General features: G+C 59.1%; 12 protein-coding genes. 8 read left to right on the top strand and 4 right to left on the bottom strand.

Annotated elements, in window-relative coordinates; translation table 11 throughout:
* Window positions 1-4 precede the first annotated feature (4 nt).
* The 7 genes from atpA (at window position 5) to glmS (ending at window position 8,648) form a co-directional block, all read left to right on the top strand.
* Window positions 5-1,549 (top strand): F0F1 ATP synthase subunit alpha, encoded by a 1,545-nt coding sequence (gene atpA / locus ABIE16_RS18290; RefSeq protein WP_030132553.1) that lies wholly within the window; start codon window positions 5-7, stop codon window positions 1,547-1,549.
* A gap of 50 nt (window positions 1,550-1,599) precedes the next feature.
* A complete protein-coding gene (gene atpG / locus ABIE16_RS18295) occupies window positions 1,600-2,460 on the top strand; it encodes a F0F1 ATP synthase subunit gamma (protein ID WP_008045673.1) in 861 nt (286 codons plus the stop codon).
* Window positions 2,461-2,487: 27 nt separating this feature from the next.
* Complete coding sequence (atpD, locus tag ABIE16_RS18300; RefSeq protein ID WP_008002330.1) at window positions 2,488-3,867, top strand: F0F1 ATP synthase subunit beta; 1,380 nt, start codon at window positions 2,488-2,490, stop codon at window positions 3,865-3,867.
* Between the two features lie 45 nt (window positions 3,868-3,912).
* On the top strand, window positions 3,913-4,338 hold the full coding sequence (locus ABIE16_RS18305; RefSeq protein ID WP_007969909.1) for a F0F1 ATP synthase subunit epsilon: 426 nt from the start codon (window positions 3,913-3,915) through the stop codon (window positions 4,336-4,338).
* 113 nt (window positions 4,339-4,451) lie between these two features.
* Window positions 4,452-5,819, top strand: coding sequence for a bifunctional UDP-N-acetylglucosamine diphosphorylase/glucosamine-1-phosphate N-acetyltransferase GlmU (gene glmU, locus ABIE16_RS18310; protein ID WP_218494553.1), 1,368 nt, complete (start codon window positions 4,452-4,454; stop codon window positions 5,817-5,819).
* Window positions 5,820-6,037: 218 nt separating this feature from the next.
* Window positions 6,038-6,814 carry a DeoR family transcriptional regulator gene (locus ABIE16_RS18315; RefSeq protein WP_057712664.1) on the top strand — a complete coding sequence of 259 codons (777 nt, stop codon included), beginning with the start codon at window positions 6,038-6,040 and terminating at the stop codon, window positions 6,812-6,814.
* Window position 6,815: 1 nt separating this feature from the next.
* A complete protein-coding gene (gene glmS / locus ABIE16_RS18320; RefSeq protein WP_057712665.1) occupies window positions 6,816-8,648 on the top strand; it encodes a glutamine--fructose-6-phosphate transaminase (isomerizing) in 1,833 nt (610 codons plus the stop codon).
* 46 nt (window positions 8,649-8,694) lie between these two features.
* Here the strand turns inward: glmS and ABIE16_RS18325 are convergent, their stop codons facing one another.
* The 4 genes from ABIE16_RS18325 to ABIE16_RS18340 are packed head-to-tail and all read right to left on the bottom strand — an operon-like array spanning window position 8,695 to window position 13,477.
* Window positions 8,695-9,720, bottom strand: a complete 1,026-nt coding sequence (locus ABIE16_RS18325; protein ID WP_057712666.1) for a DUF2955 domain-containing protein — start codon at window positions 9,718-9,720, stop codon at window positions 8,695-8,697.
* A complete protein-coding gene (locus tag ABIE16_RS18330; RefSeq protein WP_429521694.1) occupies window positions 9,710-10,828 on the bottom strand; it encodes an HlyD family secretion protein in 1,119 nt (372 codons plus the stop codon). The genes ABIE16_RS18325 and ABIE16_RS18330 overlap by 11 nt, the downstream gene beginning before the upstream one ends.
* The gene (locus ABIE16_RS18335; protein ID WP_057712668.1) at window positions 10,821-12,332 is read right to left on the bottom strand and encodes an efflux transporter outer membrane subunit; all 1,512 of its coding nucleotides are present in this window, start codon (window positions 12,330-12,332) and stop codon (window positions 10,821-10,823) included. Before ABIE16_RS18335 ends, ABIE16_RS18330 begins: the two co-directional genes overlap by 8 nt.
* A 14-nt stretch (window positions 12,333-12,346) precedes the next feature.
* Window positions 12,347-13,477 (bottom strand): AI-2E family transporter, encoded by a 1,131-nt coding sequence (locus ABIE16_RS18340; protein ID WP_057712669.1) that lies wholly within the window; start codon window positions 13,475-13,477, stop codon window positions 12,347-12,349.
* A gap of 582 nt (window positions 13,478-14,059) precedes the next feature.
* Between ABIE16_RS18340 and ABIE16_RS18345 the strand changes: the two genes are divergently transcribed.
* Window positions 14,060-14,962 carry a LysR family transcriptional regulator gene (locus ABIE16_RS18345; protein ID WP_218494582.1) on the top strand — a complete coding sequence of 301 codons (903 nt, stop codon included), beginning with the start codon at window positions 14,060-14,062 and terminating at the stop codon, window positions 14,960-14,962.
* The last annotated feature ends 108 nt before the right edge of the window (window positions 14,963-15,070 follow it).

Below are 15,070 nucleotides of genomic sequence, written 5' to 3' on the forward strand. Positions count from 1 at the left end.
AGCAATGCAGCAACTCAATCCTTCCGAAATAAGTGAAATTATCAAGGGCCGCATCGACAAGCTCGATGTGACCTCCCAAGCCCGTAACGAAGGCACTGTCGTCAGCGTATCTGACGGTATCGTGCGGATTCACGGTCTGGCCGACGTAATGTACGGCGAGATGATCGAGTTTCCGGGCGGCGTCTTCGGTATGGCCCTCAACCTGGAGCAAGACTCCGTAGGTGCCGTTGTATTGGGCGCATACCAGTCTCTGGCTGAAGGCATGAGCGCCAAGTGCACTGGCCGCATCCTGGAAGTTCCGGTTGGTAAGGAACTGCTGGGTCGCGTAGTCGACGCACTGGGTAACCCTGTTGACGGCAAAGGTCCACTGGGCAACACCGAGACCGACGCGGTCGAGAAAGTTGCTCCAGGCGTGATCTGGCGTAAGTCGGTAGACCAGCCTGTACAGACTGGCTACAAGGCTGTCGATGCCATGATCCCTGTCGGCCGTGGCCAGCGTGAGCTGATCATCGGTGACCGTCAGATCGGTAAAACCGCTCTGGCGATCGACGCGATCATCAACCAGAAGAACAGCGGCATTTTCTGCGTCTACGTAGCAATCGGTCAGAAACAATCGACCATCGCCAACGTGGTTCGCAAGCTGGAAGAAAACGGCGCCCTGGCCAACACGATCATCGTGGCTGCCAGTGCTTCGGAATCTCCTGCGCTGCAATTCCTGGCACCGTACTCCGGTTGCACCATGGGTGAATTCTTCCGCGACCGCGGTGAAGACGCGCTGATCGTTTATGACGATCTGTCCAAGCAAGCAGTGGCTTACCGCCAGATTTCCCTGCTGCTGCGCCGTCCACCAGGCCGTGAAGCTTACCCAGGCGACGTGTTCTATCTCCACTCCCGTCTGCTGGAGCGCGCATCCCGCGTTTCGGAAGAATACGTAGAGAAGTTCACCAACGGCGCAGTGACCGGCAAAACCGGTTCCCTGACCGCACTGCCGATCATCGAAACCCAGGCTGGCGACGTTTCCGCGTTCGTTCCGACCAACGTGATTTCCATCACCGACGGTCAGATCTTCCTGGAATCGGCCATGTTCAACTCGGGCATCCGTCCTGCAGTGAACGCCGGTGTTTCGGTATCCCGTGTGGGTGGTGCCGCTCAGACCAAGATCATCAAGAAGCTGTCCGGTGGTATCCGTACCGCTCTGGCTCAGTACCGTGAACTGGCGGCATTCGCCCAGTTCGCTTCTGACCTGGACGAAGCGACCCGTAAGCAACTTGAGCATGGTCAGCGCGTTACCGAGCTGATGAAGCAGAAGCAATACGCACCAATGTCGATCGCTGACATGGCGCTGTCGCTGTATGCCGCTGAGCGTGGGTTCCTGACTGACGTTGAAATCGCCAAGATCGGCAGCTTCGAGCAAGCGCTGATTGCTTTCTTCAACCGCGATCACGCCGATTTGATGGCGAAGATCAACGTGAAAGGTGACTTCAATGACGAAATCGACGCTGGCATGAAAGCCGGTATCGAGAAGTTCAAGGCCACCCAAACCTGGTAAGCCGCAGCGGGAGCCGCAAGGCTCCCGCTTGCTAACCTGATAGGTGTTACATGGCAGGCGCAAAAGAGATTCGCAGTAAGATTGCGAGCATCAAAAGCACGCAAAAGATTACCAGCGCCATGGAAAAAGTGGCGGTCAGCAAAATGCGCAAGGCACAAATGCGCATGGCTGCTAGCCGTCCTTATGCGGAGCGTATCCGCCAGGTAATTGGGCATCTGGCCAACGCCAACCCGGAATACCGCCACCCGTTCATGATCGACCGCGAAATCAAGCGTGTTGGTTATGTCGTAGTGAGCAGTGACCGTGGTCTGTGCGGCGGCTTGAACACCAACCTGTTCAAGGCCCTGGTCAAGGACATGGCGGTAAACCGCGAAAACGGCGTCGAGATCGATCTGTGTGTCGTTGGTAGCAAGGGTGCGGCCTTTTTCCGCAACTTCGGCGGTAACGTCGTTGCAGCTATCAGCCACCTGGGTGAAGAGCCGTCGATCAATGATCTGATCGGCAGCGTCAAGGTGATGCTGGATGCCTACCTGGACGGCCGTATTGACCGCCTGTCCGTGGTGTCCAACAAGTTCATCAACACCATGACGCAACAGCCTACCGTGGAGCAGTTGATTCCACTGGTGGCAACCCCGGATCAAGACCTCAAGCACCACTGGGACTATCTCTACGAACCGGATGCCAAGGAGCTGCTCGACGGCTTGATGGTCCGTTACGTGGAGTCGCAGGTCTACCAGGCGGTGGTCGAGAACAACGCGGCTGAACAAGCTGCGCGGATGATCGCGATGAAGAACGCTACCGACAACGCCGGTGATTTGATCAGCGATTTGCAGCTGGTCTACAACAAGGCGCGTCAGGCTGCGATCACCCAAGAGATCTCGGAAATCGTCGGCGGCGCTGCCGCGGTTTAACGGTTCAAATATTCAGAGGATCCAGCTATGAGTAGCGGACGTATCGTTCAAATCATCGGCGCCGTTATCGACGTGGAATTTCCACGCGACAGCGTACCGAGCATCTACAACGCGCTGACAGTACAAAGCGCGGCCGGGACCACTCTGGAAGTTCAGCAGCAGCTGGGCGACGGCGTGGTTCGTACCATTGCGATGGGTTCCACCGAAGGCCTGAAGCGCGGTCTGGAAGTTACCGACTCTGGCGCAGCCATCTCCGTACCGGTCGGTAAAGCGACTCTGGGCCGGATCATGGACGTTCTGGGCAACCCGATCGACGAAGCTGGCCCTATCGCCACTGAAGAGCGTTGGGGCATTCACCGTCCAGCGCCTTCGTTCGCTGAACAAGCAGGCGGCAACGACCTGCTGGAAACCGGCATCAAGGTTATCGACCTGGTTTGCCCGTTCGCCAAAGGCGGTAAAGTCGGTCTGTTCGGTGGTGCCGGTGTAGGCAAAACCGTAAACATGATGGAACTGATCCGTAACATCGCCATCGAGCACAGCGGTTATTCCGTGTTCGCCGGTGTGGGTGAGCGTACTCGTGAGGGTAACGACTTCTACCACGAGATGAAGGACTCCAACGTTCTGGACAAAGTGGCACTGGTTTACGGTCAGATGAACGAGCCGCCGGGTAACCGTCTGCGCGTAGCACTGACCGGCCTGACCATGGCCGAGAAGTTCCGTGACGAAGGTAACGACGTACTGCTGTTCGTCGACAACATCTACCGTTACACCCTGGCCGGTACTGAAGTATCCGCACTGCTGGGCCGTATGCCTTCGGCAGTAGGTTACCAGCCGACCCTGGCTGAAGAGATGGGCGTTCTGCAAGAACGTATCACTTCGACCAAGGAAGGTTCGATCACTTCGATCCAAGCGGTATACGTACCTGCGGATGACTTGACCGACCCGTCGCCAGCGACCACCTTCGCCCACTTGGACGCTACCGTCGTTCTGTCCCGTGACATCGCTTCCCTGGGTATCTACCCAGCGGTCGATCCACTCGACTCGACTTCGCGCCAGCTGGACCCGAACGTAATCGGCCAGGACCACTACGACACCGCTCGCGGCGTTCAGTACGTTCTGCAGCGTTACAAAGAACTGAAGGACATCATTGCGATCCTGGGTATGGACGAGCTGTCGGAAGCCGACAAGCAGTTGGTAAACCGTGCTCGTAAGATCCAGCGCTTCTTGTCGCAGCCGTTCTTCGTGGCTGAAGTCTTCACCGGTGCATCGGGTAAATACGTTTCCCTGAAAGACACCATTGCTGGCTTCAAAGGCATCCTCAACGGTGACTACGACCACCTGCCAGAACAAGCGTTCTACATGGTTGGCGGCATCGAAGAAGCGATCGAGAAAGCCAAGAAACTGTAATCCCGGCGCCCGGCAACGGGCGCTAATTTAGGTTGAGGCAATCAGATGGCTATGACAGTCCATTGCGATATCGTCAGCGCGGAAGGAGAAATCTTTTCCGGTCTGGTCGAGATGGTGATTGCGCACGGTGCACTGGGTGATCTTGGTATCGCTCTGGGTCACGCGCCGCTGATCACTAATCTGAAGCCAGGTCCGATCCGCCTGGTCAAGCAGGGCGGGGAAGAGGAGGTGTATTACATCTCCGGTGGTTTCCTCGAGGTTCAGCCGAACATGGTCAAGGTTCTTGCCGACACCGTGCAACGTGCTGCCGACCTGGATGAAGCCTCCGCTCAGGAAGCCGTTAAGGCAGCCGAGAAGGCCTTGCATGAACGTGGCGCGGAATTCGATTACGGTTCTGCTGCCGCACGTCTGGCCGAGGCTGCAGCTCAGCTGCGCACCGTCCAGCAGATCCGCAAGAAGTTCGGCCACTAAGGCTGCACTTGTTGTGTGATTGATTAAAAAGGGTAGCCTCGGCTACCCTTTTTTCTTTTCCGATTTTTACAACCCGGTCGCAGCCGCTGACCACCCAGGATTGGTAGCCAGTCATGTCTCTTGAAATCGTTATTCTCGCTGCTGGCCAAGGCACGCGTATGCGTTCTGCTTTGCCGAAAGTTTTGCACCCGATTGCCGGCAACTCCATGCTCGGCCATGTTATCCACAGCGCCCGGCAACTTGATCCACAGCGCATTCACGTCGTGATCGGTCATGGTGCCGATGCGGTGCGCGAACGCCTGGCGGCGGATGACCTGAACTTCGTCCTGCAGGATAAACAGTTGGGTACCGGCCACGCCGTTGCTCAAGCCGTTCCGTTCATTCAGTCCGACACCGTGCTGGTGCTCTACGGTGATGTGCCGTTGATTGAGGTCGAAACACTGCAGCGCCTGCTCAAGCAGGTGGGTCCAGAGCAATTGGGCCTGCTGACCGTCGAACTGGACGATCCGACCGGTTACGGCCGCATCGTTCGTGATGGCGCTGGCAAGGTTGCCGCCATTGTCGAGCAGAAAGATGCCGATGAAGCCCAACGCCAGATCACCGAAGGCAATACCGGCATTCTGGCGCTGCCTTTTGCCCGTCTCGGCGACTGGATGAGCCGTCTCTCCAACAACAACGCCCAGGGCGAGTACTACCTGACCGACATCATTGCCATGGCAGTGAGCGATGGTCTGGTTGTGGCCACCGAGCAACCGCACGACGCCATGGAAGTGCAGGGCGCCAATGACCGCAAGCAGCTTTCCGAACTTGAGCGGCATTATCAATTGCGCGCCGGTCGTCGTTTGATGGCTCAAGGTGTGACGCTGCGCGACCCGGCTCGTTTCGATGTTCGTGGCGTAGTGACGGTCGGGCGCGACGTGCTGATCGACATCAACGTGATCCTTGAAGGCAAGGTGGTCATTGAAGATGACGTGGTGATTGGCCCGAACTGCGTGATCAAGGACAGCACCCTGCGCAAAGGCGTGGTCATCAAGGCCAACAGTCATATCGAAGGTGCCATTCTGGGTGAAGGCAGCGATGCCGGCCCGTTTGCGCGTCTGCGTCCAGGTACCGTGCTGGAAGCCCGGGCGCATGTGGGTAACTTCGTCGAGTTGAAAAATGCTCACCTGGGCGAAGGTGCCAAGGCCGGTCATCTGACTTACCTGGGCGATGCCGAAGTCGGGGCGCGCACCAACATTGGTGCCGGCACCATCACTTGCAACTACGACGGCGCCAACAAGTGGAAAACCGTGTTGGGCGAAGATGTGTTCATTGGTTCCAACAACTCGTTGGTAGCGCCTGTGGATATCCTGGCCGGTGCGACCACGGCGGCTGGCTCGACTATTACTTCGACTGTGGATAAATCCCAGTTGGCCATCGGGCGTGCTCGTCAGAAGAACATCGACGGCTGGAAGCGGCCGGAGAAGATCAAGAAGGGCTGAGTTATCCACAACTCCCTTGTAGGAGCGAGCTTGCTCGCGATGGACGTCAATGATGACGAGGTCAGTCTGAATAAAAGCAGCGCCCTTAAGTCCATCGCGAGCGAGCTCGCTCCTACACAGGGTTATCCACAGCTCTTTTTATCGCATGGTGCTTGACGAAGTTTCGCTGATAGGTTTTGATTGCTTCCGCTATCTTTCGAAACGAAACTTACCAGCTCATGTCAAAGCGCAACACACCTCAGCGTCGTCACAACATCCTCGCCTTGCTCAATCAGCAGGGCGAAGTCAGTGTGGATGAGTTGGCCAAGCGCTTCGAAACGTCGGAAGTTACGATTCGCAAGGATCTGGCGGCACTTGAAAGCAATGGCCTGTTGCTGCGTCGTTACGGCGGGGCGATCACCCTGCCTCAGGAACTGGTGGCCGACATTGGTCAGCCGGTTTCCAAATACAAACAAGCCATCGCCCGCGCCGCCGTCGCGCGAATTCGCGAGCATGCGCGCATCATTATCGACAGTGGCAGTACCACCGCTTCCATGATCCCGGAACTCGGACAGCAACCCGGTCTGGTGGTGATGACCAACTCGCTGCATGTCGCCAATGCCCTGAGCGAACTTGAGCACGAACCGGTGCTGTTGATGACCGGTGGCACCTGGGACCCGCATTCCGAGTCCTTTCAGGGGCAGGTTGCCGAGCAGGTACTGCGCTCCTACGACTTCGACCAGCTGTTTATCGGCGCTGATGGCATCGATCTGGTTCGCGGTACAACCACCTTCAACGAGCTGCTCGGGCTGAGCCGGGTCATGGCTGAAGTCGCCCGCGAAGTAGTCGTGATGGTGGAGGCCGACAAGATCGGCCGCAAGATTCCAAACCTGGAGCTGCCATGGAGCAGTGTCCATACCATTATTACCGATGAACGCCTGCCCCTTGAGGCTCGCGATCAGATTCAGGCCCGCGGCATCACTTTGATTTGCGCGGCTGTCAGTCAGGAGAAATAGCATGTGTGGAATTGTCGGCGCAGTCGCAGAACGTAACATCACCGCCATCCTCGTCGAAGGCCTGAAACGCCTCGAATACCGTGGGTATGACAGCGCTGGCGTGGCGGTCTACACCAACGATGAAAAACTCGAGCGCGTGCGTCGTCCGGGCAAGGTCAGTGAGCTGGAGCAGGCGTTGACCACCGAGCCGCTGGTCGGTCGCCTGGGCATTGCCCACACGCGCTGGGCCACCCACGGTGCGCCGTGCGAGCGCAATGCCCACCCGCATTTCTCCGGTGACCTGGCGGTGGTGCACAACGGCATCATCGAAAACCACGAAGCCCTGCGTGAACAACTCAAAGCCTTGGGCTATGTGTTCACCTCGGACACCGACACTGAAGTCATCTCCCACCTGCTGAACCACAAACTCAAGGATCTGCGCGATCTGACCGTCGCCCTCAAGGCGACCGTCAAAGAGTTGCACGGTGCTTACGGCCTGGCAGTGATCAGCGCGCAGCAACCGGATCGTCTGGTCGCAGCCCGCAGCGGCAGCCCGCTGGTAATCGGCCTGGGCCTTGGGGAAAACTTCCTGGCATCCGACCAGTTGGCCCTGCGTCAGGTTACTGACCGTTTCATGTATCTGGAAGAAGGCGATATCGCTGAAATCCGCCGCGACAGCGTGCAGATCTGGGACGTTGACGGCAAGGTCGTCGAGCGCGAAGCCGTGCAGTATCGCGACGGCGCCGAAGCCGCTGAAAAGGGCGAGTTCCGCCACTTCATGCTCAAGGAAATCCACGAGCAACCGTCCGTGGTGCAGCGCACCCTGGAAGGTCGCCTGAGCCAGAACCAGGTACTGGTACAGGCATTCGGCCCACAGGCTGCCGAACTGTTCGCCAAAGTGCGTAACGTACAGATCGTCGCGTGTGGCACCAGTTACCACGCCGGCATGGTCGCGCGTTACTGGCTCGAAGAGTTGGCCGGCATTCCTTGCCAGGTCGAAGTCGCCAGCGAATTCCGCTACCGCAAGGTGGTGGTGCAGCCGGACACCTTGTTCGTGACCATTTCTCAGTCCGGCGAAACCGCCGACACCCTGGCCGCGCTGCGCAACGCCAAGGAACTGGGCTTCCTGGCCAGCCTGGCGATCTGCAACGTCGGCATCAGCTCCTTGGTGCGTGAGTCCGATCTGACCCTGTTGACCCAGGCCGGACGCGAAATCGGTGTGGCTTCGACCAAAGCCTTCACCACGCAATTGGTTGGCCTGTTGTTGCTGACGCTTTCCCTGGGTCAGGTTCGTGGCACCTTGGCCAAAGGTGTCGAAGCGACGTTGGTCGAAGAGTTGCGTCGTTTGCCGACCCGTCTGGGCGAGGCGCTGGCCATGGACAGCACCGTGGAAAAAATCTCCGAGCTGTTCGCCGAGAAACACCACACGCTGTTCCTCGGCCGTGGCGCGCAGTTCCCGGTCGCGATGGAAGGGGCACTCAAGCTCAAGGAAATCTCCTACATCCACGCTGAAGCCTATCCGGCCGGCGAGCTGAAACACGGCCCGTTGGCGCTTGTGGATAACGACATGCCAGTGGTGACCGTGGCGCCGAACAACGAACTGCTGGAGAAGTTGAAGTCCAACCTTCAGGAAGTCCGCGCCCGCGGTGGCCAGTTGATCGTCTTCGCTGACGAGAAGGCCGGCATGACCAACGGTGAAGGCACTCACGTTGTGCACATGCCGCACATCCACGACATCCTGTCGCCGATTCTCTACACCATCCCGCTGCAACTGCTGTCGTACTACGTTGCCGTACTCAAGGGCACCGACGTTGACCAGCCGCGCAACCTGGCGAAGTCGGTCACTGTGGAATAAGTTATCCACAGGTGAAAAACCCCCTTCTCAGGGGGTTTTTCTGTTTCTAGGCGGTCGTAATTCGACGCTCCCGCCGCATGTCCAGCAGATGGACCATGACACAGGCGTACAAGGTCACCAGTATGAACAGGCCCATGCGGATGGCGAAGGCGGTGTAGACGTCCTTGCCCGCTGCACTGTCCTGTACCGATTGGCCGAGCAGAATGATCAGGGTCGCCAGGCTGTTGAGCCAGAAACTCGGTGGTTGTCGAGTCATGGCCACACCGTAGAGTTTTCTGGCCACCAGCAAACCGAACAGCAGCATCCACAGAAAGAACATCCACAGGTTGACGAACAGGCTGAGTGCGCACCAGAAAAGAATTGCCATCAGGCCACCGAGCAGGGTCGAGCCGAGCAACTCCTGGCCGGCGGTGCGGGCACTGGTCGCGCAGCTTTGTTGGCCGAGGCTGACGGCTTTCATGATGATCGGCAGGTAGCTGGCCGGGTCGATCATGGCCAGCAGGAAAGTCGGCAGTACCACCAGCGTGGCACGTAGCGCCAGCCAACTGCTTTCGGTTGGAGTAAGGCTCGGGCCGGGTTTGGCCGCGGGGGCACTGGCGGGGTCGGGAAACAGCCAATGGCTTATGGTCAGCGTGGTGACGGCAAGGAACAGCCCCTTGACCAGGGCCACGATCACCTCAAGCGCCAGGGCGAATTCAGCGGTTCCGGCCGAACTGATCAAGGTCAGGCCCACCACCAGAAACGTCGCCACCAGCGGGTTGCCGCCGCGCAAGCCATAACCGAAGGCCAGGAACAGGCATAGCCCTACCAGCAGCACACCGCTGAACGGGTAGTAACGCAGCAGGGGAATGAGCAACAGGCCGGTCCCGGTGGTCAGCATAAGGATCAGGATCAGGCCCAGGCTGGCCTTGAACGGCAATGGTCGGTTCATCGCTGCCAGCATCATCAGCGCCAGCATCGGAGAGAGGAACGGGATGGGCAGGGCCAGACCAAAGCTCGCCGCCAGGCACAGCGCCGTGCCGAAGCTCAGGCGCAGGGCGCGCTGAACCCGGGGCGGGCGCTCAATACGCATAGGACATCCAGCTCATCAGGCGCAGGAACAGGCGACCCAGGATATTCAGTGGGTTACTTTCACTCGGAAATGCCATGACTTCGGCCTGCCCGCCGGACCGGATGCCTTGCGGGCTGGTCAACTCACCGGGCTCGAACTCGATGATCACCGGAAAGCGCTGGGCAGGGCGTAGCCAGTCGCGGCTGTTCTCCACTTTCGGCAGGCTGCCCGGCTGGGTGGTCTGGCCGATATCGACGCCATAGCCGACGCTGCGCACATGGCCTTTGAAAATTCTCCCCGGCAGGGCGTCGAGGACGATGGACACTGGCGTCCCGGGCTGGACACTTCCCAGATTGTTTTCGGTCATGTCGGCGCTGATCCACACATCGTGGATGGCGATCAGGGTCATCACCGGCGCACCGGCGGAAGCAAACTGGCCGACATCGGTGCGCAGATCGGTGATCAGGCCGGCCGAGCGCGCGTGGACCTTCGTATTGCTCAAGTCCAGCTCGGCTTTTTCAAGGTTGCTGGCGGCACTGAGCAACTGGGCGTTTTCGTCTTCGTTACCGCCCTGTTGTTCGCGCGCACGTTGCACTTCGGCCTTGGCCGCGGCGACCTGGCTGATGGATTCTTCCAGGGTGGCGCGGGATATCTCTAGGCGTCGCAGCGAGATGGTGCCCGGGTCTTCTCTGTACAGGCGTTCAAGCCGCTGGATGTCCTGGCGTGCCTTGAGCTCGTTGGCCTGGGATGCACGCAGTGATGCTTGCTTGGAGTCGACACCGGCGGTGTTGGCGCCCACCTGGCGACGGGTCGACTCAAGGTCGGCGCGAGCGCGATCGACGGCAATCTGGTACTGCTCCGGGTTGACTTCAAACAGCAATTCGCCAGCCTTTACGTCCTGGTTGTTGCGTACATGCACCTTGGTCACCCGGCCGGATACCTCGGCGGCCACCGGTACAATGAAGGCCTGCACCCGTGCCTGTTGCGTGTAGGGGGTGTAACGGTCGGCCATCAGGTACCAGACCAGACTCAGGATGATCAGCAGCACCACCCAGTTGATCGCTTTTTTCGCAGGGTCGGCGGCAGGTGTCGGGGCTTTCTCGGCGGCCGGTTGTTGGCTGTCAGTCATTGGCACTTTCCTTCGGTTCGTCGAGCAGATCGCCCCAATCGGTCCGTTCTTGCATTTGTTTGCGGGTGGCCGGGTCGATCATCGGCTGGTCGCTGTACCAGCCTCCGCCCAGAGCCTTGTATAGGGCGATCAGGCTGTTGACCGCGGTGCCACGGTTGACCAGGTAGATATCCTGTTGGGCAAACAGAGCCCGCTGGGCATCCAGCACGCGCTGGAAATCGGAATAGCCTTCGCGGTATTGGGCATTGGCCAGGGTCACCGAACGTTCGGCGGCCACCGATGCATCGCTGAGGATCCGGTCGCGCTCCAGTGCCTTGATCAAGCCGGTCGCGGCGTCGTCCGCCTCGCGTGCCGCCTGGCGCACGCTGTCCTGGTAGATAACGATCAGTTGCTGCAAGCGCGCATCCTGCACGCGGACGTTGTTGGTGATCCGGCCGTGGTCGAAGATGTCCCAGCGCAAACTGGGGCCGGCCACCATGTCCAGGGTGTTGGATGCACCGCTGAGTGAGCTGGCAGACCAGACGATGCTGCCCAGCAGGCTGATGGAGGGGTACAGGTCAGTCTCGGCCACACCGATCAACGCCGACTGCGCCGCCACTTGCAACTCGGCAGCACGAACATCGGGGCGCCGCACCAGCAGGTTGGCCGGCACATCCTGCAAGATCGCAGTATCGAGCAGCGGCACTAAGCCGGTGTTGCGATTGAGGTCAGGGATCGAGCCGGGTGGCTGGCCGATCAGGGTGGACAACGCATTGCGCAAGCTCGCCACCTGGCTCTCGAAATCCGGGATGGTACTGAGGGTGCCCAGGTACTGGGTCTTGGCTTGTTGCAGATCAAGTTCGGCTTCGGCCCCGCTGTTGAACAGGCGCTCGGTGATCTCGTAGCTGCGTTTTTGCAATTTGGCGTTACTGCGGGCGATGGCCAGGCGCGCCTCGGCGGTTCGCAAGGCGTAGTAGTTTTGCGCCAGTTGCGCGTGCAACAGCACCAAGGCATTTTCATAGTTGGCCTGGGCGGCAAACCAGGATGCGTCCGCCGACTCGATGGCACGGCTGAAACGCCCCCAGAAATCCAGCTCCCAGCCGATATCGAAACCGGCGCTGTATTGCCAGAAATGCGTGTCCTGAGGGTTGGCGCCGCCCGATTGTCGACGGTTCAGGTACAGGCTGTCGGCGCTGGCCTGCTGCAATTGCGGGTAGCGTCCACTCAGGGCGATACCCAATTGCGCCCGGGACTCCATGACCCGCAGGCCAGCGAGGTGCAGGTCGGCGTTGTGGGCATCGGCTTCGGCCATCAAATGGTCCAGCACCGGGTCGTTGAACACGCGCCACCATTGGCGGCTGTCAGGTTGCGCGTGTTGTTGGCCGGCGACCTCCAGGGCCGGGCTGTTCCAGTGGTCGACCCAGGGCTGGGCCGGCGACTGGAAATCCGGGCCCAGTTGTACACAGCCCCCCAGGACGACGGTGCCACAGAGCAGAAGCCGGCTGATGCGAGCAGGGCGTGGCATCAAGCGCAAACTCCTCAGACAGGACGCTGATCGTTCAACGCCTCGATCTCGGGTGTCTCATTCATTAGCTCGGCAGACGGTTGGTCCTGGACCCATTGCCAGAACAATTGGTAGCCCACCGCCAGCGCCACCGGCCCGATGAACAAACCGATGAAGCCGCCGCTTACCATGCCGCCCAGGGCGCCAATCAGAATCACCGGCATCGGAACATCGACGCCACGACCCAGCATCAACGGTTTGAGGACGTTGTCGGCCATCCCGGCAATCAGGCTGTAGATGCCAAACACGACGGTGGCCAGGCTGGTCCCTTCGGTGGCGAAGACAAAAGCGATCACCGGAAGGGTCACCAGCAGTACCGGCAATTGCATGATCCCCATCAACAGCGCCACCATGGCCAGTAGCCCGGCACCGGGGACACCCATGAGCACGAAGCCCACGCCGACCAGCAACATCTGAATGAACGCGATGCCCACTACGCCCTGGGCGACTGCGCGGATGGTTGCAGTGCAGAGCACGGTAATGCGTGGCCCACGCTCTGGTCCGGAAAGACGCGAGGTGATGGCCAGGGCGCTTCTTTCGCCGTTTTCGCCATAGGCCATGAACACGCCGGCAATGATCAGGGCGCCGATGAACAACAGAAAGCCCACGCCAACATCGGCCATTTTGCCCAACAAGGTCAGGCCGACGGACTTGATATAAGGCATCAGCTTCATGAGCACGCTGCTCATGTCGGTGGCGGCCTGCATCCAGTAGCCATAGAGCGGCTCGCCTATGAGCGGCAGGGAAGCGATTTTTTCGCTGGGGAGCGGAATCTGCAACGTATCGGACTTGAGAACCGCCAGGGTGCCCTGGACCGATTCACTGATCGAGGTGCCCAGCAGGTAGATCGGTACCATCAGCAAAGCCAGGGCGACCACCACGATCAGGGTGGCGGCACGACCGTCCTTGTTGACCAGCTTGCGCTTGATGAGCGCATGCAGTGGATACAGGGTGATGGCCAGAATCATTGCCCAGAGCATCAGGTTGAGGAAGGGGTGGAAGATCTGGAAGCAGAACAGTACCAGCACCGTAATCAACCCGGCGCGAATCAGTACATCGAGCAAACCACCGGACAGTGCTCTAGCGGAAATGTTAGTGCGCAACATTGTCGAACTCCTTGCTGTGTCACACAGGTTAGCCAGGCCGTTGAAGTTCAACTCTTCCCTACTAAGTGAATCCATAAAGCAGGATCGACGGGCAGCCGTCAAAGCGTTAAAAACCGATAACGCCTTACTTTAAGTAGAGAAAACTTCAATGAGGTACCTACCAAAAACCCAATAGGTAACAGGTGGTTTGTAGTATAGGAGCAGTCGTATATTCCGCCTGTTTATACAGGCTGGAATCCTGCTGCAGTTGATGGAGTCCGCTGCGAGCCCTTGACTGAAGCGGTTTGGAAGCTGAGCCAATGGCTCCTTTTTCTCTACCGGGCATTTGCCGTTGCAGCGGGCTGATCAGAATAATTGCCAACAGTCGCACCCCTCGCAAGAAAATAATCGTCATTAATTATCAATAATCCCCGGTCCGCTTTTTGAGGTTTGTGACACGCTTGGTTTTTACGGTGCAGGCGCTACAGTGCAGTAGCCCATTGATTTACCTGATGGTCTGGCGCCCAACTATGTTGTTGAACATTTGCGCTTAACATTCCGGCCTTCGGTTGCGGTTTATCTATCTGAAATGAGGACAGTCCCATGGACCGCTTCCAGGAAATGCAGGTCTTCGCTGCTGTCGCCAAGGAGCAGGGTTTTTCGGCGGCGGCGCGGGGTTTGGGTCTGTCGGCGGCCAGCGTCACCCGAGCGGTCGCGGCGCTGGAGAAGCGAATAGGCACACAACTGCTCACGCGTACGACGCGCAGCGTTTATTTGAGCGAGGCTGGTCAGCGATATCTGGAGGATTGTCGGAGAATTCTCGCCGAGGTGCAGGAAGCCGAGGACTCGGCAGCGGGCAGCCATATCCATCCCCGTGGGCAACTGACCATCACCGCACCGGTCTTGTTTGGCGAGCTGTTTGTCACGCCGTTGATGGTGAATTATCTGACGCAATTCCCCGAGGTCTGCATCAACGCGCTGTTGGTGGACCGGGTGGTGAGCGTGGTCGAGGAGGGCGTCGATGTGGCCATCCGCATTGGCGAACTCCCTGACAGCAACCAGCATGCGATCCGCGTGGGGGACGTGCGGCGGGTGATCTGCGCCTCGCCACAGTTTCTCGCCAGCCATGGTCGGCCCCGACATCCCCGGGAACTGGCCCAGGCGCCAATCATTGCGACATCGGCCATAGGCCAGTTGCGGAGTTGGCCATTCATCGAAGACGGCGAAACCTTGAGCGTGCGGGCTGAACCGCGACTGGTGGTGACGGCGAATCAGGCAGCCATCACGGCGGCCAGTTTGGGGTTAGGCTTCACGCGGGTGCTGTCTTATCAAGTCGCGAACAAGGTGGCTGCCGGAGAGCTGGAAATCATTCTGGCGGACTTCGAACTGCCGCCGTTGCCCATCCATGTGGTCTATCAGGGCGGACGTAAAGCACCGGCCCGGGTGCGCAGTTTTGTTGATTTCGCGGTGAACACGCTGCGCGAGCATCCGGCGCTCAGGCGTTGAGTTATTTCATCCGGTGAAATAATTGATTGCGTTTGCTGGTGATTCTGTTGTTTTGGTCGAGGGTAGAAGATACGACCCATCTCTCCCCTGAACAGCACCACTCACCCG

This window comes from Pseudomonas sp. 2725 (assembly GCF_050434585.1).
In the GTDB taxonomy this organism is placed as follows: Bacteria; Pseudomonadota; Gammaproteobacteria; order Pseudomonadales; family Pseudomonadaceae; genus Aquipseudomonas; species Aquipseudomonas jessenii.